At 39.5% G+C, this 25,722-nt stretch carries 29 protein-coding genes; 24 read left to right on the top strand and 5 right to left on the bottom strand.

Features of this window, described 5'->3' with window-relative positions:
• Positions 1-23: 23 nt before the first annotated feature.
• The 7 genes from recN to AC2TDL_RS00855 all read left to right on the top strand — a co-directional run bounded on the left by recN (position 24) and on the right by AC2TDL_RS00855 (position 6,411).
• Positions 24-1,730 carry a DNA repair protein RecN gene (gene recN / locus AC2TDL_RS00885; RefSeq protein ID WP_484698116.1) on the top strand — a complete coding sequence of 569 codons (1,707 nt, stop codon included), beginning with the start codon at positions 24-26 and terminating at the stop codon, positions 1,728-1,730.
• A gap of 115 nt (positions 1,731-1,845) precedes the next feature.
• Complete coding sequence (gene spoIVB / locus AC2TDL_RS00880) at positions 1,846-3,177, top strand: SpoIVB peptidase (RefSeq protein ID WP_484700963.1); 1,332 nt, start codon at positions 1,846-1,848, stop codon at positions 3,175-3,177.
• 243 nt (positions 3,178-3,420) lie between these two features.
• Complete coding sequence (gene spo0A / locus AC2TDL_RS00875) at positions 3,421-4,245, top strand: sporulation transcription factor Spo0A (protein WP_484698114.1); 825 nt, start codon at positions 3,421-3,423, stop codon at positions 4,243-4,245.
• Between the two features lie 337 nt (positions 4,246-4,582).
• Positions 4,583-4,708, top strand: a complete 126-nt coding sequence (locus tag AC2TDL_RS00870) for a hypothetical protein (RefSeq protein WP_484698113.1) — start codon at positions 4,583-4,585, stop codon at positions 4,706-4,708.
• Positions 4,699-5,232: a nitroreductase family protein gene (locus AC2TDL_RS00865; RefSeq protein WP_484698111.1), complete on the top strand. Its 534-nt coding sequence runs from the start codon at positions 4,699-4,701 to the stop codon at positions 5,230-5,232. Before AC2TDL_RS00870 ends, AC2TDL_RS00865 begins: the two co-directional genes overlap by 10 nt.
• Before the next feature lie 27 nt (positions 5,233-5,259).
• Complete coding sequence (locus AC2TDL_RS00860; RefSeq protein WP_484698109.1) at positions 5,260-5,442, top strand: YezD family protein; 183 nt, start codon at positions 5,260-5,262, stop codon at positions 5,440-5,442.
• A gap of 126 nt (positions 5,443-5,568) precedes the next feature.
• Complete coding sequence (locus AC2TDL_RS00855; protein WP_484698108.1) at positions 5,569-6,411, top strand: flagellin N-terminal helical domain-containing protein; 843 nt, start codon at positions 5,569-5,571, stop codon at positions 6,409-6,411.
• Between the two features lie 140 nt (positions 6,412-6,551).
• Here the strand turns inward: AC2TDL_RS00855 and AC2TDL_RS00850 are convergent, their stop codons facing one another.
• Both AC2TDL_RS00850 and AC2TDL_RS00845 read right to left on the bottom strand, forming a co-directional pair.
• On the bottom strand, positions 6,552-8,375 hold the full coding sequence (locus AC2TDL_RS00850) for an ABC transporter ATP-binding protein (protein ID WP_484698107.1): 1,824 nt from the start codon (positions 8,373-8,375) through the stop codon (positions 6,552-6,554).
• A gap of 50 nt (positions 8,376-8,425) precedes the next feature.
• Positions 8,426-10,150 carry an ABC transporter ATP-binding protein gene (locus AC2TDL_RS00845; RefSeq protein ID WP_484698106.1) on the bottom strand — a complete coding sequence of 575 codons (1,725 nt, stop codon included), beginning with the start codon at positions 10,148-10,150 and terminating at the stop codon, positions 8,426-8,428.
• Between the two features lie 228 nt (positions 10,151-10,378).
• Between AC2TDL_RS00845 and AC2TDL_RS00840 the strand changes: the two genes are divergently transcribed.
• Positions 10,379-11,095 carry a gamma-glutamyl-gamma-aminobutyrate hydrolase family protein gene (locus AC2TDL_RS00840; RefSeq protein WP_484698104.1) on the top strand — a complete coding sequence of 239 codons (717 nt, stop codon included), beginning with the start codon at positions 10,379-10,381 and terminating at the stop codon, positions 11,093-11,095.
• A 102-nt stretch (positions 11,096-11,197) separates the two neighbouring features.
• Positions 11,198-11,488: a DUF6509 family protein gene (locus AC2TDL_RS00835; RefSeq protein WP_484698103.1), complete on the top strand. Its 291-nt coding sequence runs from the start codon at positions 11,198-11,200 to the stop codon at positions 11,486-11,488.
• Between the two features lie 132 nt (positions 11,489-11,620).
• Here the strand turns inward: AC2TDL_RS00835 and AC2TDL_RS00830 are convergent, their stop codons facing one another.
• Together AC2TDL_RS00830 and AC2TDL_RS00825 are read right to left on the bottom strand one after the other, a co-directional pair.
• On the bottom strand, positions 11,621-11,788 hold the full coding sequence (locus AC2TDL_RS00830) for a mechanosensitive ion channel protein MscL (RefSeq protein WP_484698102.1): 168 nt from the start codon (positions 11,786-11,788) through the stop codon (positions 11,621-11,623).
• A gap of 83 nt (positions 11,789-11,871) precedes the next feature.
• A complete protein-coding gene (locus AC2TDL_RS00825; protein ID WP_484698101.1) occupies positions 11,872-12,177 on the bottom strand; it encodes a DUF2627 domain-containing protein in 306 nt (101 codons plus the stop codon).
• A 345-nt stretch (positions 12,178-12,522) separates the two neighbouring features.
• Here AC2TDL_RS00825 and AC2TDL_RS00820 point away from each other — a divergent pair, with 345 nt between their 5' ends.
• From AC2TDL_RS00820 to AC2TDL_RS00790, 7 genes are all read left to right on the top strand, one after another.
• Positions 12,523-12,798, top strand: a complete 276-nt coding sequence (locus tag AC2TDL_RS00820) for a hypothetical protein (RefSeq protein WP_484698100.1) — start codon at positions 12,523-12,525, stop codon at positions 12,796-12,798.
• Positions 12,799-12,883: 85 nt separating this feature from the next.
• Positions 12,884-14,311, top strand: a complete 1,428-nt coding sequence (gene lpdA / locus AC2TDL_RS00815) for a dihydrolipoyl dehydrogenase (RefSeq protein ID WP_484698099.1) — start codon at positions 12,884-12,886, stop codon at positions 14,309-14,311.
• A 96-nt stretch (positions 14,312-14,407) separates the two neighbouring features.
• The gene (locus AC2TDL_RS00810; RefSeq protein ID WP_484698097.1) at positions 14,408-15,439 is read left to right on the top strand and encodes a thiamine pyrophosphate-dependent dehydrogenase E1 component subunit alpha; all 1,032 of its coding nucleotides are present in this window, start codon (positions 14,408-14,410) and stop codon (positions 15,437-15,439) included.
• Positions 15,439-16,422 (top strand): alpha-ketoacid dehydrogenase subunit beta, encoded by a 984-nt coding sequence (locus tag AC2TDL_RS00805; protein ID WP_484698096.1) that lies wholly within the window; start codon positions 15,439-15,441, stop codon positions 16,420-16,422. Before AC2TDL_RS00810 ends, AC2TDL_RS00805 begins: the two co-directional genes overlap by 1 nt.
• A gap of 29 nt (positions 16,423-16,451) precedes the next feature.
• Entirely contained in the window at positions 16,452-17,783 is a 1,332-nt protein-coding gene (locus AC2TDL_RS00800; RefSeq protein WP_484698095.1) for a dihydrolipoamide acetyltransferase family protein, read from the top strand.
• Positions 17,784-17,823: 40 nt separating this feature from the next.
• Entirely contained in the window at positions 17,824-18,510 is a 687-nt protein-coding gene (gene lipB, locus AC2TDL_RS00795) for a lipoyl(octanoyl) transferase LipB (RefSeq protein WP_484698094.1), read from the top strand.
• A gap of 218 nt (positions 18,511-18,728) precedes the next feature.
• Positions 18,729-19,865, top strand: coding sequence for a M20/M25/M40 family metallo-hydrolase (locus tag AC2TDL_RS00790; RefSeq protein ID WP_484698092.1), 1,137 nt, complete (start codon positions 18,729-18,731; stop codon positions 19,863-19,865).
• A gap of 38 nt (positions 19,866-19,903) precedes the next feature.
• On the opposite strand, the gene AC2TDL_RS00785 is transcribed toward AC2TDL_RS00790, so the two are convergent.
• On the bottom strand, positions 19,904-20,056 hold the full coding sequence (locus tag AC2TDL_RS00785; RefSeq protein ID WP_484698091.1) for a hypothetical protein: 153 nt from the start codon (positions 20,054-20,056) through the stop codon (positions 19,904-19,906).
• A 108-nt stretch (positions 20,057-20,164) separates the two neighbouring features.
• Between AC2TDL_RS00785 and AC2TDL_RS00780 the strand changes: the two genes are divergently transcribed.
• The 8 genes from AC2TDL_RS00780 to AC2TDL_RS00745 all read left to right on the top strand — a co-directional run bounded on the left by AC2TDL_RS00780 (position 20,165) and on the right by AC2TDL_RS00745 (position 25,705).
• Positions 20,165-20,725, top strand: a complete 561-nt coding sequence (locus tag AC2TDL_RS00780; RefSeq protein WP_484698088.1) for an NUDIX hydrolase — start codon at positions 20,165-20,167, stop codon at positions 20,723-20,725.
• A gap of 107 nt (positions 20,726-20,832) precedes the next feature.
• Positions 20,833-21,432, top strand: coding sequence for a stage II sporulation protein M (gene spoIIM, locus AC2TDL_RS00775; RefSeq protein ID WP_484698085.1), 600 nt, complete (start codon positions 20,833-20,835; stop codon positions 21,430-21,432).
• A gap of 90 nt (positions 21,433-21,522) precedes the next feature.
• Positions 21,523-21,975 carry a ferric iron uptake transcriptional regulator gene (gene fur / locus AC2TDL_RS00770; RefSeq protein ID WP_484698083.1) on the top strand — a complete coding sequence of 151 codons (453 nt, stop codon included), beginning with the start codon at positions 21,523-21,525 and terminating at the stop codon, positions 21,973-21,975.
• Positions 21,976-22,106: 131 nt separating this feature from the next.
• Positions 22,107-22,328: a DUF4227 family protein gene (locus tag AC2TDL_RS00765; protein ID WP_484698082.1), complete on the top strand. Its 222-nt coding sequence runs from the start codon at positions 22,107-22,109 to the stop codon at positions 22,326-22,328.
• A gap of 19 nt (positions 22,329-22,347) precedes the next feature.
• Positions 22,348-23,238, top strand: coding sequence for a site-specific tyrosine recombinase XerD (gene xerD / locus AC2TDL_RS00760; protein ID WP_484698080.1), 891 nt, complete (start codon positions 22,348-22,350; stop codon positions 23,236-23,238).
• A 47-nt stretch (positions 23,239-23,285) separates the two neighbouring features.
• Entirely contained in the window at positions 23,286-24,464 is a 1,179-nt protein-coding gene (deoB, locus tag AC2TDL_RS00755) for a phosphopentomutase (protein WP_484698078.1), read from the top strand.
• A gap of 41 nt (positions 24,465-24,505) precedes the next feature.
• Positions 24,506-25,333, top strand: coding sequence for a purine-nucleoside phosphorylase (locus tag AC2TDL_RS00750; protein ID WP_484698076.1), 828 nt, complete (start codon positions 24,506-24,508; stop codon positions 25,331-25,333).
• 180 nt (positions 25,334-25,513) lie between these two features.
• Positions 25,514-25,705 carry an aspartyl-phosphate phosphatase Spo0E family protein gene (locus AC2TDL_RS00745; RefSeq protein WP_484698073.1) on the top strand — a complete coding sequence of 64 codons (192 nt, stop codon included), beginning with the start codon at positions 25,514-25,516 and terminating at the stop codon, positions 25,703-25,705.
• The last annotated feature ends 17 nt before the right edge of the window (positions 25,706-25,722 follow it).

The raw sequence follows: 25,722 nt of genomic DNA, 5'->3' as shown, positions 1-25,722 counted from the left end.
TGGTAATTTGAGGAGGGAACGGCATGCTGCACGAGCTGTCGATTCGCAATTTAGCGGTTATAGAGGAAGCACATGTACAATTTCACCGAGGATTTCATGTTCTAACAGGAGAAACAGGAGCTGGTAAATCGATTCTAATTGATGCGCTCAGCCTTGTTGTTGGTGGACGAGGATCAGCTGATATGGTGCGCTACGGCTGTGATAAAGCGGAGGTCGAGGCTTTATTTGATGTTGGAGCAGATCATCCTGTCTGGCAACGTTTAAAAAATCTTGGTATTCAGCATGATAATGAAGAGATGCTTGTAGTGCGCCGTGAATTAACAGCATCAGGTAAAAGCAGCAGCCGCGTAAATGGCCAGCTTGTCACAATTACCATGTTAAAAGAAATCGGGGAAAGCTTAGTTAATATTCACGGTCAACATGAGCATCAATCGCTTTTAAAAAGTGAACAGCATTTAGAATGGCTTGATATGTACGGCGGACCAGCATTGCTCGAAAAAAAACGTCAGTATAATGAACATTATGAGCAATTATTGTTCGTCCGCTCACAACTGCATGAGCTTGAAAATACATCACGTCATAATATGCAGATGCAAGATTTGTATCAATTTCAAATAGAGGAAATTAGCGCTGCTAAACTAAAAGTCGGAGAAGACGAGGAGCTTTTAGAGCAACGTAAAATGTTAATGTATGCTGAAAAGCGTGCCTCTTCCGTAAATGAAGCATATAGCTTATTAAATGATGGTCAAGGACTTGAGGCATTAAGTCGTGCAATTAGCCGATTATCTGACATCGTCAATTATGATGAAAATGCCTTAGCGCCTATGTTAGAACAATTGCAAAATGCCTACTATACCGCTGAGGATGTCATGTATCAATTAAGAAGTTATCGTGACGGGATTGAATCGGATCCTGAGCAATTGCAATATGTTGAGGATAGATTGGATTTGATTCGCAGCTTAAAACGGAAATATGGCGAAAGTATAGAAGAAATTAATAGCTATCTTGAAAAAATTATAAGCGAACGAGATAAGCTAGAAAATCGTGAAGAATTGCTTGCAGAATTAAAGGAGCAGGAAGCAGCGATATATAGTTCTGCATACAGTCTAGCTCAAGAGCTATCCGCTATGCGAAGAGAAGCAGCTGAACGATTAGCTGGAGAAATAAAAGCTCATTTAACCGAACTGCAAATGGGTGCAGCGAATTTTGAAGTGGATTTATATTCGATGCCGCATGACGAACAGCATGGAGCACGTTTAAGTGCGACTGGAATTGATCAAGCTGTATTTATGATGAGTACAAACCCTGGCGAACCGTTAAAGCCGTTGCATAAAGTTGCTTCTGGTGGAGAAATGTCACGGATTATGCTAGCATTAAAAACAATTTTTGCGAAAATCGACCAAATCCCAGTTCTTGTTTTTGACGAGGTCGATACCGGTGTGAGCGGTAGAGCAGCTCAAGCTATCGCAGAAAAGCTTTCTCGTTTAGCAAAAGAATGCCAAGTTTTCTCCATTACGCATTTACCGCAAGTGGCGTGTATGGCAGATCATCATTATGAAATTCGTAAGCAATTTGTTGGTGAGCGTACATATACGTCAGTGACTCAATTATCAGGAGAAGATCGAGTTAATGAACTTGCACGCATGCTTGGCGGAGTTGAAATTACTGAAAAAACGAAGCATCATGCACAAGAGATGCTTGATCTGGCAACTGGCTTGAAAGGTGCTTGATTAAAGGAAATTTGGGATGTTTTTGTGGTCATAAATCTTTTTTTGCGGGGTAACTTAATGTTACGCCGCTGGCGATGATGTCGTTAATGAATGCAATGACAGGAGCGTGAAAGATTTGGACCCAAAGCAACCGAAACGAATGATTGGACTTTTACTCGTCATAATTGTTGGTCTTATAGGAATTTCAACGCCAATGCAAAATATAGTTGCCTTTCCAAATGAGTTGAGACTGTTTGACGGACAATTGAAAAAAGTACAGATAAGTGTACCTGTACAAGCAGAGCTTTCATTTGATCCTAAAACTTTACAAGTTAATGGTTCCTCACAGTCAACTCTATCTGTAAGTTTAAATGAACCTTTATCATTACATTCAAGTCAGACTGGTCAAACAGAAATGAAGGTTAAGCTGTTTGGAAAAATTCCATTTAAAACAGTAAAGGTTGATGTCGTTCCAAATTTACGTGTAATTCCTGGTGGTCAAACGATAGGGGTGAAAGTTAATTCTGCAGGTGTTTTAATCGTCGGACATCATCAGGTGACAGATGAGCAGGGCAACAAATTATCTCCAGGAGAAGCAGCAGGACTTAAGCTGGGCGACTTAATTGTCGGTATTAATAAATACAAAGTAGAGGACGTAAAAACGCTCGGAGAGCTTACTGATAAGCTAAGCTCGCATAAAAAGCCTTTAACGATAACCTTTGTACGCAATGGTAAAACAATGACTACGAAATTAAAGCCTATTTACAATATGCAAGAAAAAGCATGGAGACTTGGCTTATATATTCGGGATTCTGCAGCAGGCGTCGGCACGTTAACATTTTATGCTCCAGACCAAGGAGTTTATGGTGCATTAGGTCATATTATTACTGATATGGACACTGGAACACCAATTGTTGTAGGTAAAGGGGAAATTCTTCAAGCTAGCGTTACTTCAATCAATAAAAGCCAAAATGGTGATCCTGGAGAAAAACGAGCTCATTTCGTTAAAGAGAAACAGATACTAGGGAATATTGAAAAAAATACGCCATTCGGAATTTTTGGTAAAATGAATCAAATGCCTTCTCATAGCTTGGAGACAGAAGCGATTCCGGTCGCTTTTGCAGAGGATGTTAAAGAAGGTCCAGCAGAGATATGGACTGTTGTAAATGGTCAGAAAGTAGAGAAGTTTAAAATCGAAGTCGTTCATGTTGCTAAACAGGCATCTCCAGCAACAAAAGGTATGGTTATTAAAGTTACGGATGAACGATTAATAAGTAAAACAGGTGGAATTGTTCAAGGAATGTCTGGAAGCCCAATAATCCAAGATGGTAAATTAATTGGTGCGGTAACTCATGTATTTGTTAACGATCCTACTTCTGGCTACGGATGCTTTATTGAGTGGATGCTGCAAGATGCAGGTGTGTTATTACATTCCGATAAAGAACAAAAAATCGATCAAGCCTCATAAAGGTGAAAATGCTTTCCGTATCAGCTGGAATGATAACGGATGGCATTTTCTTGTTATTTGCGAAAATTATCCTCAATTGTCGAAAAAATGAAGTATATGTAGTAAATTATTAATTATAACGAAAAACAGAAAAAAAATAAAGAAAAAATAATTCGACAGAAGGAATTCTGTGACCTATGTCGAAAATGAATAGGAGTGAAAAACAACTCGTCATTCATATTTAATTAAAGGGAGGCATTCATCTTGCAAAGGATCGATGTATTGTTAGCAGATGACAACCGAGAATTTACAAATTTATTATCGGAATATTTTGCCAGTCAAAATGATATGAATGTATGCGGTGTAGCTTATAACGGGGAAGAGGTACTAAGGCATCTTGAGAACGCAAGAAAGCTACCAGACGTACTTGTGCTGGATATAATTATGCCACATCTTGATGGCCTTGGCGTACTAGAAAAACTTCGTGAAATGAATCTAAATCCTATGCCTAAAGTGATTATGTTAACAGCATTCGGGCAAGAGAATATTACGCAGCGTGCAGTACAATTAGGCGCTTCTTATTATATGCTCAAGCCTTTCGATATGGATATGTTATCTACTCGTATTAGACAATTAGTTGGCGTCCCAACTGCAACGTCATCCAATGCAAGCTCATCATCATTTAGCTCGACTGTAACAACAAGTCGTGCAAATGTTGTGCCTATTGCAAAGCATAAAAATTTGGATGCCAACATTACAAGCATTATTCATGAAATCGGAGTTCCAGCACATATTAAAGGTTATCAATACTTACGTGAAGCCATTACGATGGTTTATAACAATATTGAAATACTAGGTGCAATTACAAAAACACTTTATCCATCTATCGCCGAAAAATTCCGCACTACTCCTAGCCGTGTAGAGCGTGCAATTCGCCATGCGATAGAGGTAGCTTGGACAAGAGGCAACATCGACAGCATTAGCAATCTATTTGGCTATACAATCAATATCAGCAAATCAAAACCAACAAATTCTGAGTTCATTGCGATGGTTGCAGATAAGCTTCGCATCGAGCATAAGGTGTCGTAGGCAAGTAAAGGTTTAGTGAGTACATAAGCAAGTTAATTATGCTTTGAAATGCTCATTGAAAGCCAATTTAACTTTTATATCATATTAACAAATACCGTTTTTTATTGGATTCAATCTTTCCAGTAAAGGACGGTATTTTTTAGCTAATCCATCAATTTTTACTGTTATTTGTAAATTTGCTATTGACCATCTGATGAAATGCAAGTATCATATAACACATATCCGAGTAATCTAATGAGAATAATAAGTTAAATAATGAGAACATCAACCGTTCCAACGGAGATGCCCACAGCTGTGAGGCATCTTTTTGTTTATTAATAGTGAGAGGATGTTGGAAATGAGTATAGTAAATGGAATTCAATCAAATCAAACTGGCGTTCAGGAGTCTCTGCCTAAGCAAACTTACAGTCCAGAGGTAGCGATAATCGCAAGCCAGAATATCCTGTTCATTCCTTGTTTTTAAACCGTTGGTCACCTCGCGCTTACTCTGACGCGAAAATCAGTGAAGACCATTTATTTACTGTATTAGAAGCAGCACGCTGGGCTCCTTCTGCAAGCAATGAACAGCCATGGAGATTCTATATAGCACGGACAAAGACAGAAAAAGAAATCTTTCATAAATTTATATTGCCGCGCAATTTACTTTGGGCGAGCAATGCTCCTGTGTTGCTATTAATTGCTTCCGAGAAGCTAAAAAAAGACGGCAACCTAAATGGATATCATGCATTCGATGCAGGGGCAGCCTGGGCAAGCATTGCATTTCAAGCAAGATTGTTAGGATTATCTACGAGAGCAATAGGTGGATTTGATCATGCGCTGGCAAGAGAGCTTTTACAAGTGCCTGAAGATATTGAACTGCATGCTGTTATTGCATTAGGGTACAAAGGAGACCGAGTTAAGCTAGATAAGTCATTTCAAGAACTTGAAAAGCCAAATGACAGACGACCAATAAAGGATAGTATTTTGCCAATTACATTGAAAAGATAGGAAAATATAGCTATTGGAGGCGATTTGGTGAAACGTACTGTAGTCATTACCGATACATGGTTAAAGGAAATTATTCAAAGCGTACAGGGCTTAGCGTATGGAGAAGTGCATATTACTGTACATGACGGACAAATTGTACAAATTGACCGAACAGAACGACATCGTTATCAAATAGTTAAAGCAGCCTCGCAGGGTGTGAAACGAAAATAACGATTGCTCATCTATATATGAAATGGTATATTGTACCGCTCTCTAGATTATGATAGGATAAATAGGAAGAATTATGGAATATTGTTGCAGCATTGGATTATATTAATGAGAGCGAGGAGGATTTCCATGTATATTCAAACGAATATTTCAGCTATGAATGTGTTACGTAACTATCAAATAAACTACAACTTATTAGCGAAATCCATGGAACGCCTGTCTACAGGTTATCGTATTAACCGCGCTGCTGACGATGCTGCTGGCTTAGCTATTTCTGAAAAAATGAAATTTCAAATTAATGGATATACACAGGCATCAAGAAATATTCAAGATGGTATCTCGTTATTGCAAACTGCAGAGGGTACGTTAACTGAGGTTCACGCAATGCTGCAACGAATGAACGTTTTGGCAAATCAAGCAGCTAATGGAACCTATAGTGATGAAGAGCGTAAAATGCTGCAATTGGAGTTTTCGCAATTACGGGAGGAAATTTACAGTGTTATCGGTATTTCTAATTTTAATGGGATAACATTGCTAAATGGGAATTTAGTATTAGACCCTGCTAACAATAAAAATGGGCTGCTTATCCAAGCTGGACCGAAAAATGAAGATGAAATCATATTTGATATACCAAATGTACTAACATCGTTACAGGGCATTTCTGCTCTTGATATTTCTTCTGTTTCAGGAGCTCAGTCGGCAATAGATGCATTAAAGTCTACAGTGGAGAAAGTTGCGTTTGATCGCGCTAAGCTAGGTGCTTATCAAAACAGGTTAGAGCATCGACTAAATTATGTGCTTAATTCAATTGAAAATCTATCTGCAGCTCATTCGCGTATTAGAGACGCGAATATGGCAGAGGAAATGATGAACTTCACAAAAGCGAAGCTATTAACCGAAGCTTCAATTGCTATGCTGGCACAAGCCAATACACTCCCTAATATGCTTCTAAAGCTACTGGAAAAGCTCTAATCTATCATTATTAATACAATAATCGTCTAAAAATAAAACGTCGTTGCTTCTGTTTTCGGTTTACCGAGAAACAGTTACAACGACGTTTTTATCTATACTGTGTTCCATGAATCTAAATAAAATAAAAATCTAAGTCAATGTTATTGCACGACTGCTCGTCTAAACTGACTGTTATAAAGCTCATAGTAGCGACCTTTTGCTGCTAGCAATTGCTCATGTGTACCTCGTTCAATAATTTTGCCATGATCAATAAATAAAATTTGATCAGCTTCAGCTATAGTACTTAATCGATGGGCAATAACAAAGCTTGTTCTTCCTTGCAAAAGCTTTTTAATCGCTTGCTGGATATGCATTTCTGTTCGAGTATCAATGTTACTAGTTGCCTCATCCAAAATAAGAATGGATGGGTTAGCAAGCAAGGCGCGTGCAATTGTAATTAACTGCCGTTGACCTTGACTTAAATTACTTCCTTCAGCAGCAAGAATAGTGTCGTATTGCTGTGGCAACTCCATAATAAATCGATGAGCATTAGCTGCTTTCGCAGCGGCAATGATTTCATCTTTACTAGCGTCTAATCGTCCATAGCGGATATTTTCATAGATACTTTCTGAAAATAGATGAGAATCTTGCAGTACAATACCAAGCTGTGAGCGAAGATGATCTTTATCTAGCTGACCAAGTGGAACACCATCAATATAGATTTCTCCTGATTGTATTTCGTAAAAGCGAGTCAGCACATTAATGATCGTCGTTTTTCCTGCTCCAGTTGGACCAACTAGAGCAATGGTTTGACCTGCTTTAGCATGTAAGTTAATATCCGTCAGCACGCTTTTTTCTTCGGTATAACGGAAGCTTACATGATCAAAGACAACATCCCCTTGAATTTTATGTTTGCGCCAATTGCCTTGTTCAGTATATTCATGTTCAGTGTCAATAACCTCGAACACGCGCTCTGCACCAGCAATCCCAGATTGAATCATATTAAACTGATTGGCAAGCTCTACAATTGGTCGTTGAAATTGCTTGGAATAATTCATGAAGGCAACGATTATTCCAACAGTAGTATACTCATGAAAAGCCATCCAGCCGCCAATAGCAGCGATAATTGTAAAGCTCGTATGATTTAGGACGTTCATTACAGGTCCAACGACACCAGAAAAGATTTGTGCTTTAATACTTGCCGAAGTTAAAGACTTATTTTTTTGTCTAAATTCATTTATTGCAAATTCTTCTCGCCGAGCAAGTTGCACAGCCTTCTGCCCGGAAATTGTTTCCTCGACAAAACCGTTTAACGCTCCAAGATGTTTTTGCTGATCACTAAAAAATCTTCTCGTAAAGGAAGAAACATATTTCGTAAATAAGGCAACTAGCGGTATGGTGACCATGCAAAGCAAAGTTAACCATACATTCATATAAAGCATAAAAGCAACCGTGCCGATTAATGAAATAATACTGGAAATAATTCCTGTTGTACTTTGGTTAAGACTGGCAGATACATTTTCAATATCGTTTGTTGCACGGCTCATTAGCTCGCCATGGGTACGTTTGTCAAAATAAGAAATAGGCAAGCGTTGCATTGCAGCAAAGATTGAAGTCCTCATCCGCTGCACAGCAAACTGAGCAACTTCAACCATCTTTTTTTGCTGCAACCAAGTAAACCAAGAAGAACCGAGATAGAGTAATAGTAGAACAATAGCAATCTTTATTAGACCTTGCCAATCGTGGCTCATAATGTACGTATCAATTGATACACCTAATAAATAAGGAGTAATTAAGTTTAGAATGGTCGCAATTACAGTAAAGCTGACGACTGCGATCATTCCTCGTTTCATATGACTTAAATACTGCCATAATCGCTTTACAGTACCCCAAGTATTGGCGGCCTTCGCTTTAGGTGCACCAATTGCACGACCAGGACCACGCATACTAAAATCGGGCATATTTGATGACGACTTGTTAGACATAGCTAACCTCCTAATATTTCAACCATTTATCCAGCTGTTAAATAGTAACATTAAATCGCAGGCTGCTGACCAAGCTGAGATTGATAGATTTCGCGATATTCAGGCGAAGCAGCCATTAATTGCTCATGGTTGCCCTGGGCGATGATTTTTCCTTGCTCCATAACTAAGATTTGATCAGCATCTAACACAGAGCTTATTTTCTGAGCAACGATAATAACGGTACTATGCTTCATCATTTCGTTAATAGCTTGTTGAATATAGGATTCAGTACGCATATCTATTGCACTTGTACTGTCATCGAGAATAAGCAGTTTTGGCATTGTAAGCAAAGCGCGTGCAATCGCAATCCGCTGTTTCTGTCCACCGGATAAGTTAATTCCGCGTTGGCCAAGCATAGTCTCATAGCCATCTGGGAAAGAGCTAATAAAGGAATCAGCTTGTGCTGCCTTAGCCACCGCTTTTATTTCCTCTAACGTTGCGTCAGGCTTCGCAAGTGCGATGTTTTCGGCAATTGTACCGGTAAATAAAATACTTTGTTGCAACACAAAACCAATTTGTGAACGAAGTGATGCCAAAGAATAATTTCGTATAGGAATATCATCAATAAATATTTCTCCGCTACTGACCTCATAAAGCCGAGGAATTAAAGAGATTAAACTAGATTTACCTGAGCCAGTCGCGCCAATAATCGCAAGCTTTTTGCCAGCTTCGATTGTAAAGTTAATATTTTGCAATTGATAGTTAGCAGAAGACTGATCGTAACGGAAAGAAACATTGCGAAATTCAAGCTTGCCTTCGATTTGCTTTTCTACTGTTCCCGTGTTTGAAATCTCTGATGCAGTGTTTAATAGTTCTGCGACACGGTCGCCGCTTACTTTGGCAGCACTTAAGCGGACAAGCTGATTGGCTACAGAAGAAATCGCAAATAATAGCTGAGTTACATAGTTAATATAGGCAACGAGCAAACCTACTTCAAAACCGTTAATCATTACTTCTCGACCGCCAAGTAATAGAACAGCAACGATACTAATATTAAGTATTATTGTTAATAGTGGACCATTAAGGGCGATAAGCGTCTGGGCTTTTATACTGTAATCTGTAAAGCTTTCATTCGCATTGCCAAAGCGCTGCTCCTCGTAGTCATAGCGCACAAAAGCTTTAGCTGCACGAATGCCTTTTAAGTTTTCCTGTAATACCGTATTCATACGATCTAGCTTGCTCTGTACTTTCGAAAACAAAGGTAACGTTTGTCTGATAATAACAAACATAATAATAAATAGAAGCGGAACAGAGATTGCGACAATGACGGATAGCTTTAAGCTAATATAAACAGCCATAATTAAGCTACCAATTAACAAAAGCGGAGAACGAACAAGTATTCTAAGCATCATCGATACCATATTTTGTAATTGTACAATATCATTGGTTAATCGAGTAATGATAGAGCCATTTTCTAATTTGTCCATATTGCGGAACGAATAGCCTTGAACTCTAGTAAAAACATCATTACGTAAATCAGCCCCAAATCGCATGGAAGCAATGGAGGCAAAAATCGTGCAGCCGACACCGCCGATCAAGCCAATAAGTGCTGCACCAATCATACTAAGGCCAGTCGTAATAATGTGGGATTGATTACCTGCGAGCACACCATTATCAATAATGCTAGCCATTAGCATCGGTTGTAATAAATCCATCGCCACCTCAATGACCATCAGCAGTGGGGCAAGTAATGCAGCTAGCCAATGTGGTCGTAAATAGCGGATAATTTGCTTCATCTCATCTTGTTTTCCTTTCTACATTTCAGCTGATTTTCGCAAAACTATAAACTATTTTACTACTAAAATAGTTTTAAATGAACTGTGAATTTGCTGAATCTAAAAGGAATATACAACAAGTGTAAATCTTCATCTACGTAGTATATTCATTGAACCCAATTCCCCTTTTAAAATTAAAATTAAAAACTAACATAGACAATACATATAGTTAGGATAGGAGGCAGGGCAATGAGAAAACCACTTATTGGTGTCATGCCGCTTGTAGACGAATTTAAAGACAGCTACTGGATGTTGCCAGGTTATTTAAAAGCGATTGAAGCAGCAGGGGGGATTCCTATTATGCTTCCCCTTACAAATGATTCCTCAATATTAGAGCAGCTAGTTATGACAATAGATGGCCTACTATTCACAGGAGGGCATGATATTAGTCCTTCTCTATATGGGCAATCACCTTCAAAGAAATGCGGCACGGTAATTGTCGAACGTGATGAAATGGAAAAGCGATTGTTTCAGCTAGCACTTGTAATTGATTTGCCAATGCTTGGCATATGCCGAGGTATTCAGTTATTTAATGCTTTGCTGGGAGGAACGCTTTATCAGGATTTGCCGACAGAGCGTCCATCAGAATTGGTACATGTTCAAAAACCGCCATATTATGAGCCTGTCCATGAAGTTACAATTGAGCGCCGCAGCAGTCTGCACCGTTTGCTCGGTGTCGAAAAGCTGCAAGTAAACAGCTATCATCATCAAGCGATTCATGATTTGGCGCCTGGTTGTCAGGTAATGGCACGTGCGAGTGATGGTTTAATTGAAGCGATAGAACATCCAAGTTATCGTTATTTACAGGCAGTACAATGGCATCCTGAGTTTTCATACGAGCAGGATCAAGCTAGTCAAAAAATATTTTCAAGCTTTGTTCAAGCGGCAGCAAGTTCTCGCCATTAAAATCATCCTTCAATAGAACTAGGAGCAACAAGTTACATAGCAATTTCCTTTTTGAAATGCTATAATACGTGTACTAAATGTTGGTATTGAAGGAGAGAATACATGTTTACTGTTAAAGAATATTCTGTCGAGGCAGTTGCTGATCCGTTTAAAATATTAAGTGGAGAGCGCTATGAATTTATGTTTGACCTAGAAGTTGAAGAAGATGATGAGCTTTATCATGAGGCTGGTGTAAAGCTAAGAGTAGTTTATGCGGTTGTTGATGGGGAAGGGAAAATTGTAAAGTATGAATTTCTAACTGCCGACACTAACAAATATATTGATATTGAAATGGAAGATGATGAGCTGGTAATGATTGCTAAGCTTTGTGAAGAAAATTACAAGTTAGAATAGAAAATAAAACGACAATGAAGAAAGCGTAACGAAGACTCGTAGAGGGATTTGTTGCGCTTTATTTATGTCTGTTAACTATCAATACATATTTTATCTATTTTGTGTTTAGACATATAAAAAGACGCCTCGATGTTAATACTCGAAGCGTCTCGTTAAATAAATATCTGTTCCGTATTTCATTTCAAGAATAGCAATTTGTTGTTCGATAAATTGCCGCAGCTCTCTTAAGCGAGAAGTCTTTGGACGTAGCGTTTCGATTTTTTGACCATTTACAATGACATCATAAACGATAACATTCATATTTATCCCTCCTCTATATCTTTATGCTAAGTATAGAGGAGAAAGATTAACGAAACATTAACGAAGTGTGAATAAGTTGTAAATTATTGCTGACTAGTCCTAGTAGGCTTTGGTGGTTTATTACGTTTTTCTTTAAAACGCGGGGCAACATAATTGCGTTTGCGATCGCGAAAGAAGATCCAGCCCCCAATAAAGCCTGCGCCTGCAGCAAACATAATTAATCCTAGTAAAAACTTACCCCACTGAAAGCCAGAATAATCTGCCTCATCAGCAAAGGAAGTCCAATATAGGAATAACGAATCTTTCATTTTAAGAAAGCCAAAGCATGCAACAATACCTGGTACGACTAACAAAATGATAGCTATTAGTCGTTGAATCGTTAGTTTCATGAAGCATCTCCTTATTTCATCGTAATTCGAAGTTTGAATGACAAAATTTGCTGATTATCGCTGACAATATCGTATCATAAATCATGAGTCAAATGTAGTCCCCTCACAATAACCGTGCGAGAAGATTAAAAAAGAGTTACAATTATAAAATGGCGGTAACAATTTACATAAATCTATAAGTACTTACAAAGTATTTTCATAAATTATGACTGTTCTTAAAGGGTTCTTCAGTGATGTAGCATGTCAATAATTTGAGGAGAAGGGAGTAATTTATTACAAAGTAATAATCATGATGAAACTGTAAATATGTATCTCGGTTAGACTAGGAAGATTTTAATCAATGCGATGGCCTACTATGAAAGTAACATTCATTGTTATGCAGATAATTTATGGTATTTTGTTGCTGTCATGGCTTATTGTAATGGGATATGGCATTTGACAATGGCATATCGCTCTGGGCAATTTTTATTGGTGGTTGCAATCGGTTTATATCCGATAGCGTTTATCATTTGTACTACACTTTCTTGGATTTTTCTAAAGAAGCTAAGAGCTGCTCAGCTTATAACGATAAATTTAATTCCAGCGCTTTGGATTGTTGCTTTTATCGTTCTCGTTTATTAGTCAAAAGTTGAGAATATGCTTCCGAAGTAACTTTTGTTGCATGGAAGTAACTCAAAGCAGTTACAAAAGTTTTAGGAGGATTTATATGACAATTCAGGTTGATGTGGCGATTTTGGGTGGAGGACCAGGCGGATATACTGCAGCGATTCGTGCTGCTCAGCAAGGAAAATCAGTTGCTATTGTTGAGATGGATAAAGTTGGTGGAACATGTTTGCATCGCGGCTGTATTCCAAGCAAAGCACTGCTAAGAAGTGCAGAGGTTTATCGTACAATTTTAGAATCAGCGAAATATGGTATTGAGCTAGCAACAGATGCAAGTAGTTTTCAATTTAGCTCAGTGCAACGTGTAAAAGAGGAAAAAGTTGATCAACTATTTAAAGGGCTTCAAGGTTTAATGAAGCGTAATGGGATTCAAGTTCTTAAAGGAAAAGGACGTGTAACGGGGCCATCTATTTTCTCACCGCGAAGCGGGGCATTAGCAGTTGAACTTGAAAATGGGGACATGGAATCAGTAGTAGGTCAACAATTAATTATTGCAACTGGATCTAGACCTCGTGAAATTTCAGGACTAGAACCAGATGGGATTCATATATTAAATAGTGACCATGCTTTACAAATGGACAAGCTGCCAGAGAGCATGTTAATTGTAGGCGGTGGTGTAATCGGGGTAGAGTGGGCATCCTTGCTTCATGATTTTGGTGTAAATGTAACAATTGTAGAGCTAGGTGCAAGATTGCTGCCTGGCGAAGATGCCGAAATATCGCTAGAGATGACACGTCAGCTAACGAAGCGTGGTATTCGTGTATTAACGAGTGTGCAACTAGATGTAGACAGCTATCAAGTAACAGATGGAGCTTTTCGCATTCATGCGCAAACTCCAGAGGGAAGTGTAGTACTAGAAGGAAATCAAATGTTAGTTTCCATTGGGCGAGTAGCTAATTGTGACAATATCGGTCTAGAAAATACAGATGTACGTATAAAAAATGGCGTTATTGCCGTTAATGAATATTGTCAGACAAGTGAGCCACATATTTATGCAATTGGCGACGTAATCGGTGGTGTTCAACTTGCGCATGCAGCCGCTCATGAAGGCATTGTTGCAGTGGATCATTTGTGCGGAAAAGAAATTATTCCAGTTGCACAGCATCAAATTCCGCGTTGTATTTATGCTTTCCCTGAAATTGCTTCATATGGTTATACAGAAGCTGCTGCGGTTGCTGCTGGCTTCGAAATAAAGAAAGCCAAAGTACCATTTGCAGCGATTGGCAAGGCGATTGTAGCTGGACATCCAGAAGGCTTTGTTAAAGTTATTGCCGATAAAGGAAGCGATGATATTTTAGGTGTACATATTATTGGCGAGCACGCGACAGAACTTATTTCAGAAGCAGCCCTCGCTGGCTGGTTAAATGCTGCTCCGTGGGAAGTCGGAGCTATGGTACATCCGCATCCAGCATTATCTGAAGCGATTGCCGAAGCAATGCTAGGTGTAGACGGACGATCAATTTCATTATAAATGTCACATATTATTTTTCGTAACTAAGGAGTATAATATAAATATGACGTGGTATTAGTACCAGGTTTTAATTTGTTAGTAGAGGAGGAAGATAATATGTCATTATTGTCTTCGACGAGTCAGCTAGAACGCCATCAGCAATTAGGGCTTAGCAATGTAACCTTAATTGAAATGTATACGCAAATGCTCACAGCAAGGATGTATGATGAGCGAATGATGCTATTGCAGCGAGCAGGGAAAGTAAATTTTCATGTGTCTGGTATCGGCCAAGAGGTCGCACAGGTTGCCGCTGCCTTTGCGCTGGATCGAAACAATGATTATTTTCTTCCTTATTATCGTGATTATGGCTTTGTGCTCTCAGTTGGCATGACGTTACGTGAATTGTTTCTATGTGCATTTGCAAAAGCAGAGGATCCTAACAGCGGTGGTCGTCAAATGCCTGGCCATTTCGGGAGCAAACGACTAAGAATTGTGACAGGCTCTAGTCCTGTAACGACACAAGTCCCTCATGCCGTAGGATTTGCTTTAGCGGCAAAAATGAAGAAAAAAGATTTTGTTAGCTTTGTTACGTTTGGTGAGGGATCGAGCAATCAAGGAGATTTCCATGAAGGCTGTAACTTTGCTGGTGTTCATAAGCTACCTGTCATATTAATGTGTGAAAATAATCAATACGCTATTTCTGTGCCTGTACATAAACAGGTAGCAGGTCGCATCGTTGATCGTGCGCTTGGCTATGGAATTCATGGTGAGCGAGTTGACGGCAATGATGCCCTTGAGGTTTATCGTGTCGTAAAAGAAGCGCGTGAGCGTGCAATTAAAGGTGAAGGTCCTACCTTAATTGAAGCGATGATGTATCGTCTTTCTCCACACTCTACATCAGATAATGATATGGTGTATCGTACGAAGGAAGAGGTTGAACGCCACCGTGCAATGGATGGCTTGCCTAAATTTAGATCATATCTGTATGAGCTTGGCATTTGGAGCGAGGAGCAGGAGCAAGAGCTGCGCAATGAGATTAAAAAGCAGCTGGATGAAGCATGTACGTATGCAGAAAATGCGCCTTTCCCTACTCCTGAGTCGGTATTAGATCATGTGTATGCTGATGTAAGTAAGGAGGAAAAACGATAATGCCAACAATGACTTATATTGAGGCCATTACTTCTGCGATGAGAGAAGAAATGGAACGTGATGAAAATGTATTTGTATTAGGAGAGGACGTAGGCGTTAAAGGCGGAGTGTTTACGACAACAAAAGGATTGTACGAGCAATTTGGCGAATATCGCGCACTCGATACGCCGTTGTCTGAATCAGCGATTGCTGGTGTAGCTATTGGTGCTGCAATGTATGGCATGCGTCCAATTGCGGAAATGCAATATTCTGACTTTATGTTCCCAGCAACAAATCAGATTATTAGCGAGGCAGCTAAAATTCGTTATCGTTCTAATAATGATTGGAACTGTCCAGTCGTAATTCGTGCGCCAATTGGCGGCGGTGTATTCGGCGGATTATATCATTCTCAATGTCCAGAATCAGTGTTTTTTGGCACTCCTGGCTTAAAAATTGTAGCCCCATATACACCATACGATGCGAAAGGCTTGCTAAAAGCAGCCATTCGTGACGAAGATCCGGTAATTTACTTTGAAAATAAGAAAAGTTATCGATTAGTCAGCGGTGAAGTGCCTGACGGCGATTATATCGTTGAAATAGGCAAAGCAAATGTGCTACGCGAAGGTGAAGATATTACGGTAATTGGCTATAGTTTACCGCTTCGTTTTGTTGAGCAGGCAGCCGAAGAGCTTGCACAAGAAGGGATTAGCACGCATATCCTTGATCTTCGTACAATTCAACCGCTTGATAAGCCTGCAATTCTTGAAGCTGTAAGAAAAACAGGTAAGGTCTTAATTGTTCATGAGGACAATAAAACGGGCGGAGTCGGTGCAGAGGTTGCAGCGATTATTGCTGAGGAGCTGCTATTTGAGCTTGACGCACCAATTATGCGTTTATGTGGTCCAGATGTGCCAGCTATGCCAATTAATCCTCCAGGCGAAAAATTCTTCTTGCTGAATACGGAAAAAGTGAAGGCAGCAATGAAGCAGCTTGCAGAGTTTTAATTGTGCCAACTTGTTAGGAGTGAAAGTAAATGAGTGTGATTAATGAAATAACGTTACCGCAGCTTGCAGAATCGCAAATCTCTGCGACAATCGAGCGTTGGCTAAAGCAGCCGGGCGATTGGGTTGAGGTATACGAGCCAATTTGTGAAGTAAATACAGATAAGGTTAACGCTGAAATCCCGTCAACTGTCGCAGGGAAACTTACAAAAATATTAGTTGGTACTGGCGAGGATGTGCCTGTTGGCACAGCGATCTGTATTATTGAAAGCGAAGCTAAGCAAACGTCTGCTGAAACAACTGCAACTTCTGGAAACAAAAATCCGGCAGCGGATCAAATTTCTGCAGCACCTAACGTTACGGCTTCTGCCAATGCACAGCTTAGCGAGAATGGACAAGCAATGCGTCATCGCTTCTCTCCAGCAGTTCAAACGTTAGCAGCTCAGCATGGAATTGATCTGACAAAAGTGCAAGGTACAGGGTTAGGCGGACGAATTACACGTAAGGATGTATTAAATTATGTAGCAAGTGGTGCTCAGCAAGTTGTTCAGCCAGCTGAGCCGGTAAATGCTGCTACTCAGCAAGTGCGTACAAGTGGTATTCATTTATCTGAAACACCTCGTATTCCAACAATTGAAATAGATGATACGTCGTATTTGCAAGGTCGCGGTGAAACATATATTGATGTCACACCAATTCGCAATACTATTGCCCGTAATATGCGCCAAAGTGTGAGTGAAATACCGCATGCTTGGACTATGATTGAAGTGGACGTCACGAATCTAGTCTTGCTGCGCAATAAATATAAAGATGAATTTAAAAAGCGTGAAGGGGTTAATTTAACTTATCTCGCTTTTCTAATTAAAGCAGTTGTAAATGCAATTCGAGATTTTCCAATTATGAACTCTGTTTGGGCAGTTGATAAAATTATCGTAAAACGAGATATTAATATTTCGCTTGCGGTTGGAACAGAGGACTCTGTTATGACACCAGTCATAAAAAATGCCGATCATAAAAATGTTGCTGGAATTGCCAAAGAGATCGAGGAGCTGGCACGTAAAACGCGCGAAGGCAAGCTGACTTTATCTGATATGCAAGGCGGCACATTTACAGTAAATAATACAGGATCATTCGGTTCAATTCTCTCTTATCCTATTATTAATTACCCGCAAGCTGCAATTCTAACATTTGAGTCGATCGTTAAAAAGCCTGTTGTTATTAACGATATGATAGCCGTGCGCTCGATGGCGAATATTTGTTTATCGCTTGACCATCGAATTTTGGACGGAGTCATTTGCGGAAGATTTTTGCAGCGTGTTAAAGAAAATCTTGAAAGTTTTAACCTCGAAAGTTCAATATACTGATATAATAGTTGTATTGTGAAGCAAAGGGGATGCAGGATAGATGTTAGCAGAAGTAAACAATACAAGCAGACAATTAGATACTACATATATCGGTATCATCGACTATCAAGAGGCCTGGGATTTGCAAAAAACATATGTTGGACAAATAGACAAGGGGGAGCGTGCGGAATCGCTGCTCCTTCTTCAGCATACACCGACATATACATTAGGGTCAGATCGTCATCCGGAACATTTATTGCTTGATGATGAGACTCTTAAGAAAAAAGGTATTTCTGTATATAATATTGACCGTGGTGGAGATATTACATATCATGGCCCAGGACAATTGGTTGGTTACCCATTAATATTTTTGGATGCAGTAGGTCTTGATCTACATGGTTATTTGCGCAATCTAGAGCAAGTGATTATTGATTGGCTTGCTGAGTATGGAATTCAAGGCGGACGCAAGCCAGAATATACAGGTGTATGGGTTGGCGATGAAAAAATTGCTGCTATCGGTGTCAAATTTAACAGATCAAAGCAACGTCGAGGTTTTATAACGAGTCATGGCTTTGCCTTAAATATTAAAGCGGGAATCGCTCAGGAAGGATTTAGCGGAATTATTCCTTGCGGAATTCAACAATACGGTGTAACCTCCTTTAATGATTTAACAGGAGCTAATTTGACTGTAGAAGAGGCAGCAAAGCAAATTGAGCCAATATTTAAAAAACGTTTTGGTTTCGAATAATTGAATTAGCTTTCTTAATAGAAATAGTATAGGCTCCATCTTATAGGAAGAAGGAGCCTATACTTGCAAACAAAGTAGTAATTAGCAATGCTGCAGTTACAATAATTGCAATAATCTTCATCAATTTTTGTTGACGCATAGTTGATTATCTCCTTTATATGAATTTCAATTAACGTATATATCTATTGTATACGAATTTGCATGTTGGAGGAAAGTAAATGGTCCAAGAAAAACGGTTAATTCAACAATTTTTTGATCTTGTCCAAGTAGACAGTGAAACAGGGCATGAGGCAGCAATAAGCGTTGTGCTTAAGCAAAGATTGCAAGAGCTTGGCTTAACGGTGATTGAAGATAATGCTAAAGAGATTACTGGTCATGGCGCAAATAACTTATTTGCTATTTTAGAAGCAACTGAGGATGCTAAGGATCAGCCAACAATTCTTTTTACTTGCCATATGGACACTGTGACTCCAGGTAAAGGGATTAAGCCGCAAATTGATGAGGATGGTTATATTCGTTCTGATGGAACAACGATTCTCGGCAGTGATGATAAAGCAGGCATAGCGGCTTTATTTGAAGCAATACAAGTTGTTAAAGAAAGCAATGCCTCACATGCACGTGTCCAAGTCGTAATTACTGTAGGCGAAGAATCAGGTTTGCTTGGTGCGCGTGCAATCGATCCTGCGATGCTGGAAGCAACATATGGATACGCGCTTGATTCTAATGGAGATATCGGAGATATTGCTGTTGCAGCGCCGACACAGGCTCAAATTTTTATCGAAATATTCGGGAAATCTGCTCATGCAGGTGTTAGTCCAGAAAAAGGTATCAGTGCGATTCAAGTAGCTGCCAAAAGCATTAGTGCGATGAAGCTTGGAAGAATTGATGAGGAAACAACAGCTAATATCGGACGTTTTGAAGGCGGAGGCCCAACAAATATTGTATGTGATTATGTGAAGCTTACTGCAGAAGCGCGTAGCATTAAGCAGGAAAAGCTTGATGCACAGGTTGCTCATATGAAGCAAGTCGTTGAAGAAACGGTCGCTCATTTTGGTGCAACATGCAAATTCCAAAGCAATATCGTTTATCCTGCATATGAGCATACAGAAGAAAGTGATGTCGTTAAACTTGCTAGCCGTGCTATTACAGCAATTGGCGCTACCCCGCGCACATTCCATTCTGGCGGAGGCAGTGATGCCAATGTATTTAATGGCTTAGGTGTGCCAACCGTTAACTTAGCAGTAGGTTATGAGCATATTCATACAACAAATGAGCAAATTAAAGTCGAAAATCTTGTGAAGACATCGCAATTAGTTGTTGAATTGCTGAAACAATCGGCTCATTTTAAAAGCTAGCTGCTAATAATAACACTTCATGCTGCTCATTCATAAGCTTAGTTTTGTAAAGGATTCCTTGAGCTGTTTACAAGCTGCGGTAAGGTAGTTCTTTCGCCTTTGCTTTTGATGAGGGCATGGAGTGATTTTTTTATTTCTGTTGCTTTTCCAAGGAGCAGCAAGCCGTTTTGCGACACATTTTGCTTAACCATTATTCCCACCTCATAAGAAATGAATTTGCTTTCAGCTTATGAGGTTAGTTTGAATAATATGACAGCTAGTCCAAATGTTTAATTAAGATTGTATTGGAGGTATTATCAATGGATACTGAGAAAAAAATTTGGCATGAACCAACGATTGCTACTAAGCAAATTTTCAAAGGCAAAGTAATAGATTTGCAAGTAGATACAATTGAATTGCCTGATGGCAGAACAGCCACTCGTGAAATTATTCGTCATCCAGGAGCAGCAGCCGTGCTTGCTTTGCATGAAGGCAGACTAATCGTAGTTGAGCAGTTTCGTAAGCCGCTAGGCAAAACACAAGTCGAAATTCCAGCAGGTAAACTTGACCCAAATGAAGAGCCACAAGTTGCGGCGGCTAGAGAGCTGGAAGAAGAAACTGGCTATATAGCAGCAAATTTAAAGCTGTTACATAAATTTTATACATCTCCAGGTTTTGCAGATGAGTTATTGTACATTTATTTCACAGACGAAGTAACGCTTGGCAAGCAAAATCTGGATGAAGATGAGGATGTTATTGTAAAGCTAATTACACTAGAGGAAGCGGAACATTACATTGCTAGTGGAGATATTAGTGACGCTAAAACTTTATTAGCGGTATACGCATGGAAATTGCTGCAAGCTACCGGTAAGCTGCAGTAGTACTTTCATTTATTATAGCGAGGCATAGCGGGGCAATTGGACAGGCATAAGCTCTATCAATCTAGCATATTTATTTAAGGAGAAGCTAGATTAGAGGAGTGAGAGTGATGCGTAACTACTGGAACAAGTGGATTTACTTGGCAGTTGTAATGCTAATTGGAGCAATTTGCAGCGGTGTTTTTTTACAAGCATTGCCAGTTGAACAACAAGAGAGATTAAATGAAGGAATAGTTCAATATGCAGCATGGCTGGAGCAATTGCCTGAGCTAGAGCCGTCTATGCTGTTTTGGGATATTTTTTTCAAACATGTACAATGGGCATTAGTCCTCATTATCCTTGGGATTTCTATGATTGGGGTGCCAGTCATCGTTATATTAAATTTTATAAAGGGTTTTTTACTTGGAAGCTCGATCTATATGCTTATTCAATCTTTGGGCAGTGACGGGGCGTGGTTAAGCATTTTAAGTGTCGCTCCTCACAATTTACTTGTAATCCCTGCTCTTATTATTATTAGCAGCTCTGCAATCAGCTTTGCCGGCTTTTTATTTAATCAACGGATTCGCAAGCTGGGGGGCAATATGAAAGAACAAGTTATTCATTTTTCGACTGTTGCAATGACGATGCTATTATTGCTAGCAGTGGCGACATTGATCGAAGTTTATGTTTCGCCGCAGTTAGTAAACTGGTATATAACGGATACAATTTGAGAAAACTTAAAGGATAACGTTTGACTTCTGCCTATTTTAACTAATATAATGAAAACATATTTTAGTAGGAGATGTAGGCAGGAGGATATTATGGAAGCCCAAATTGATAAAATAAAACAGCAGCTTCAAGCTCAGGGCTACAAGTTAACTCCGCAGCGTGAGGCAACTGTGCGCATCTTGCTTGAGAATGAAGAAGATCATCTCAGTGCTGAAGATGTCTTTTTAATGGTGAAGGATATTGCTCCTGAAATCGGACTAGCTACTGTATATCGAACCTTAGAATTGTTGACTGATTTACATATTGTTGAGAAGTTAAACTTTGGTGACGGAGTTGCGAGATATGATTTGCGTGGTGATAGCAATCGTCATCACCATCACCATTTAATTTGTGTACAATGCGGAGTCGTCAGTGAAATTAAAGATGATTGGCTCTTGCCGCTTGAAGAACGACTACTTGAGCAAATGGGTTTTGAGACTTTGGATCATCGGCTTGATTTTCATGGAATATGTAAAAGCTGTCGAACTAAAAATGATGGGAAATAATATGAGACCTGCTTTCCGAACAAAGGAAGTGCAGGCCTTTTTTCTAATGGTCGCTTAGACAACCTTCATAAAATGCTCATCAGGCACATATTTTCTAGGGAAAGGTGCATTTTGTGGGGAGGTTAGCGCAGATGATGAAAGAAATGCTAGGACGCTTTATGTTTTTTTTGCTTTTTGTAGTAATCCTCATCATAGTATTAATTGTTTATCAGTGGTTGAATAGCTTGTTTAGCTTTGGCTCACCCTATGATATGCCGAGCGGTGATGCCGTAAAAGCGTTTAAAGCCTATGAAAGACTGGAGGAGTACAGCATTCCAGATCGATTAATCTGGTTTTTGCGATACGGAGAATAAGGATGAAAGAAGTGATAGGATGGATGAGCAGTTTCAGCAATATTTAAACTATTTAAAGCATGAGCGAAAGCTTTCACATAATTCCTATCAGTCCTATGAAAGAGACTTAGTAAAATTTATTCAATATTTACAGGGACAAGCAGTAACAAAATGGAGCAGTGTACATAAGCATCATTTATTGAAATATATAAATATGCTGAAAGAAACGGGACTAAAGCCAGCGACAATTGCACGACATATTGTCTCAATTCGGGCATTATTTCATTTTTTAATGATAAATGATCATATTATATATGATCCGTCGATATACTTAGAGCCGCCAAAGCCCGATAGACAGACACCGCATATTATTACGCTGGAAACGACGACAGCGTTGTTAAATGCTCCTGATACTTCAAAAGCAAGCGGCTTACGTGATCGAGCGATGTTGGAGTTATTGTACGCAACAGGCATACGTGTCTCAGAGCTAGTCGCGCTAAATATTGATCAAGTAAATTTATCACTTGGCTACTTACAATGTATTAGTCCAAGTGGCAAAGAGCGTTTTGTGCCATTTGGCAGCTATGCTAAGCAAGCTGTAGAGGAGTATTTAAGCAAAGGTAGAGATCAGCTTGTTACTGAGCGAACAACTGCTGAAGTGCTGTTTCTCAATCATCTTGGCAGTCGCATGACTCGTCAAGGTTTCTGGAAAATATTAAAAAAATATGGCAAGGAAGTAGGTATAGAGGAGGATATTACTCCGCAAACGTTGCGTCATTCTGTAGCAGTTCATCTATTGCAAAATGGGGCGGATGTTCATGTAGTCCAAGAGCTGCTTGGACATGTTGATATTATAAGCACAATGAAATATACAGAAATTCCTAAAAACGGAATGAAGGAAGCGTATCGCAGCGCACATCCGCGCGCTTAGCAATCGCTCTTGAGCTTAATAAACGAACTAGACATAAGGAGGCAGTTATGAAATTTAAGCGAATTGCAGTCATCGTCATGGATAGTGTTGGAATTGGAGAATTGCCAGATGCAGCAGCATTTGGCGATGTAGGAAGTCATACTTTAGGTCATATTGCGCGTGAATACAATATGCAGCTACCAAATTTACGAAAGCTTGGTCTAGATCGCATTGCCTCTATTCATAATTGGCAGCCGGATAATACTTTCCCAGCGACCGCATATTACGGGAAAATGGCAGAGGTATCGGTTGGGAAAGATACGATGACTGGTCATTGGGAGCTTATGGGATTAAAAATCGAAAAACCGTTCCAGACGTTTGAAAATGGTTTTCCAGAAGAGCTCATTACTGCTTTCGAGCAGCGAACTGGACGCAAAGTAATTGGCAACAAACCAGCTAGTGGAACGGTAATTCTTGAAGAGCTTGGTAAAGAGCAAATGGAAACTGGTGCATGGATTGTCTATACAAGTGCCGATAGCGTATTACAAATCGCCGCACATGAGGATATTATTCCGCTAGAGGAGCTATATCGCGCTTGTGAAATTGCTCGTGAACTAACGATGGACGAGCGTTTCTCCGTTGGTCGTGTCATTGCTAGACCATACGTTGGTGAACCTGGTAACTTTACTCGAACGCCAAATCGACATGACTATGCTGTTAAGCCTCCTCAGCCGACTGTGTTAAATTCTCTAAAGGATGCAGGCTATGATGTTATTTCAGTTGGAAAAATTTCCGATATATTTGATGGAGAAGGAATTACAGTTTCTAATCCAACAAAGAGCAATGCTGATGGTATCGAAAAAACAATCTCACTGTTAAAAAACGATTTTAATGGTCTATTGTTTACGAACTTAGTCGATTTTGATTCGCTTTACGGTCATCGACGCGATCCGATAGGATATGGCAAAGCGCTTGAACAATTTGATGCGGCGATTCCAGACATACTTAATTGTATTACAGAAGATGATATGCTGGTTATTACTGCGGATCATGGTAATGACCCAACCCATCACGGCACTGATCATACGCGTGAATATGTACCGCTTCTTGTATACAGTCCTGCATTTAAACAGCCAACTAAGCTGGATACAAGAGAGACTTATGCTGATCTAGGAGCTACAATCGCTCATAATTTTCAGGTCACCGCTCCGCCAAATGGGAAAAGCTTTTTAGATTTATTAAAGTAATCCGTTGTAATTTTATTAAATGTAACTTTTAGGAGGTTTAAATGAGTAATCAATCTGCTAGCCAACAAATTAAAGAAGCTGCTCAATACATTGAGCAAAAACTAACAAGCAAACCAGAGATCGGATTAATTCTTGGTTCTGGGTTAGGGGTTTTAGGCGATCATATTGAAAATGCGATCGTTATTCCCTACGAGCAAATTCCACATTTTCCAATTTCGACAGTTGAAGGACATGCTGGTGAATTGATGATCGGCACATTGTCAGGACGTCAAGTTGTATTAATGCGTGGTCGTTTCCATATGTATGAAGGCTATGCACCTGAAACTACTGCATTTCCTGTACGTGTTATGAAAGCATTAGGGGTTAAAGCGTTAGTCGTAACAAATGCTGCTGGCGGGATTAATGAGCAATTTGCCGCGGGCAATCTGATGCTAATTGCTGATCATATTAATTTAACAGGCAAAAATCCATTAATTGGTCCAAATGATAATGAACTTGGCGTACGTTTTCCTGATATGTCAGAGGCTTATAGCAAACGATTACGTGGAATTGCAAAGTCTATTGCTGAAGAAAAAGGGATTCATTTGGTGGAAGGCGTATATGCAGGCTTGTTAGGTCCGTCATATGAAACGCCGGCTGAAATTCGCATGTTGCGTATTTTAGGAGCTGATGCTGTAGGTATGTCGACAGTTGCAGAAGTGATCGCTGCTCGACATAGCGGAATTGAAGTTGTTGGTATATCTTGTATTAGTAATATGGCGGCAGGTATTTTGGATCAACCATTGTCGCATGAAGAAGTTATGGAAACGACGAATCGTGTAAAATCTCAGTTTTTAGAGCTTGTAACGTCATTAATCGCCAAAATATAACTTATCCGTCACAGAATGTTCACAATTGTCCTGCCCTTTTCTGACAACCTTCGTCGTGACAATTATCGTATAATTTGTTTGTTCTGTTGCGTTTGCAGGACATGGCAGCTAGAAGAATTTGGCATGATGTCGAAAGGAATCAATCAAGCAAATTTTTTGAAATGTTTTAGGTGAGGATGGTTGCGAAACGAAATGGACAGTCAATTGAACAAGAAGATTGAAATGCTGCGCAAGCAAATGGAAGTTACAGCGGCACAAAGAGGAAGTCTGTTGCATAAGGATGTCATCGCGATTAGTCAGCTTTTAGATGAATACGTGCTTAAGGCACAGTACTTGAAAGGAAAGATGTCGTTGTACGAATGCGCACTATAACGTTCACCTAATAATTA

The organism is Paenibacillus sp. plas6, from assembly GCF_057221655.1.
This window is presented reverse-complemented; position numbering and strand designations above follow the sequence as displayed.

Coding starts and splice junctions, on each gene's coding strand:
- AC2TDL_RS00790 (WP_484698092.1), top strand. CDS start 18,729: ATGGTCCAAGAAAAACGGTTAATTCAACAATTTTTTGATCTTGTCCAA.
- AC2TDL_RS00855 (WP_484698108.1), top strand. CDS start 5,569: ATGTATATTCAAACGAATATTTCAGCTATGAATGTGTTACGTAACTAT.
- AC2TDL_RS00800 (WP_484698095.1), top strand. CDS start 16,452: ATGAGTGTGATTAATGAAATAACGTTACCGCAGCTTGCAGAATCGCAA.
- AC2TDL_RS00835 (WP_484698103.1), top strand. CDS start 11,198: ATGTTTACTGTTAAAGAATATTCTGTCGAGGCAGTTGCTGATCCGTTT.
- AC2TDL_RS00765 (WP_484698082.1), top strand. CDS start 22,107: ATGATGAAAGAAATGCTAGGACGCTTTATGTTTTTTTTGCTTTTTGTA.
- lipB (WP_484698094.1), top strand. CDS start 17,824: ATGTTAGCAGAAGTAAACAATACAAGCAGACAATTAGATACTACATAT.
- AC2TDL_RS00825 (WP_484698101.1), bottom strand. CDS start 12,177: ATGAAACTAACGATTCAACGACTAATAGCTATCATTTTGTTAGTCGTA.
- fur (WP_484698083.1), top strand. CDS start 21,523: ATGGAAGCCCAAATTGATAAAATAAAACAGCAGCTTCAAGCTCAGGGC.
- AC2TDL_RS00780 (WP_484698088.1), top strand. CDS start 20,165: ATGGATACTGAGAAAAAAATTTGGCATGAACCAACGATTGCTACTAAG.
- xerD (WP_484698080.1), top strand. CDS start 22,348: ATGGATGAGCAGTTTCAGCAATATTTAAACTATTTAAAGCATGAGCGA.
- deoB (WP_484698078.1), top strand. CDS start 23,286: ATGAAATTTAAGCGAATTGCAGTCATCGTCATGGATAGTGTTGGAATT.
- AC2TDL_RS00850 (WP_484698107.1), bottom strand. CDS start 8,375: ATGTCTAACAAGTCGTCATCAAATATGCCCGATTTTAGTATGCGTGGT.
- AC2TDL_RS00870 (WP_484698113.1), top strand. CDS start 4,583: ATGAGTATAGTAAATGGAATTCAATCAAATCAAACTGGCGTTCAGGAG.
- AC2TDL_RS00810 (WP_484698097.1), top strand. CDS start 14,408: ATGTCATTATTGTCTTCGACGAGTCAGCTAGAACGCCATCAGCAATTA.
- recN (WP_484698116.1), top strand. CDS start 24: ATGCTGCACGAGCTGTCGATTCGCAATTTAGCGGTTATAGAGGAAGCA.
- AC2TDL_RS00750 (WP_484698076.1), top strand. CDS start 24,506: ATGAGTAATCAATCTGCTAGCCAACAAATTAAAGAAGCTGCTCAATAC.
- AC2TDL_RS00845 (WP_484698106.1), bottom strand. CDS start 10,150: ATGAAGCAAATTATCCGCTATTTACGACCACATTGGCTAGCTGCATTA.
- spoIIM (WP_484698085.1), top strand. CDS start 20,833: ATGCGTAACTACTGGAACAAGTGGATTTACTTGGCAGTTGTAATGCTA.
- AC2TDL_RS00820 (WP_484698100.1), top strand. CDS start 12,523: ATGGCCTACTATGAAAGTAACATTCATTGTTATGCAGATAATTTATGG.
- lpdA (WP_484698099.1), top strand. CDS start 12,884: ATGACAATTCAGGTTGATGTGGCGATTTTGGGTGGAGGACCAGGCGGA.
- AC2TDL_RS00785 (WP_484698091.1), bottom strand. CDS start 20,056: ATGGTTAAGCAAAATGTGTCGCAAAACGGCTTGCTGCTCCTTGGAAAA.
- AC2TDL_RS00830 (WP_484698102.1), bottom strand. CDS start 11,788: ATGAATGTTATCGTTTATGATGTCATTGTAAATGGTCAAAAAATCGAA.
- AC2TDL_RS00805 (WP_484698096.1), top strand. CDS start 15,439: ATGCCAACAATGACTTATATTGAGGCCATTACTTCTGCGATGAGAGAA.
- AC2TDL_RS00840 (WP_484698104.1), top strand. CDS start 10,379: ATGAGAAAACCACTTATTGGTGTCATGCCGCTTGTAGACGAATTTAAA.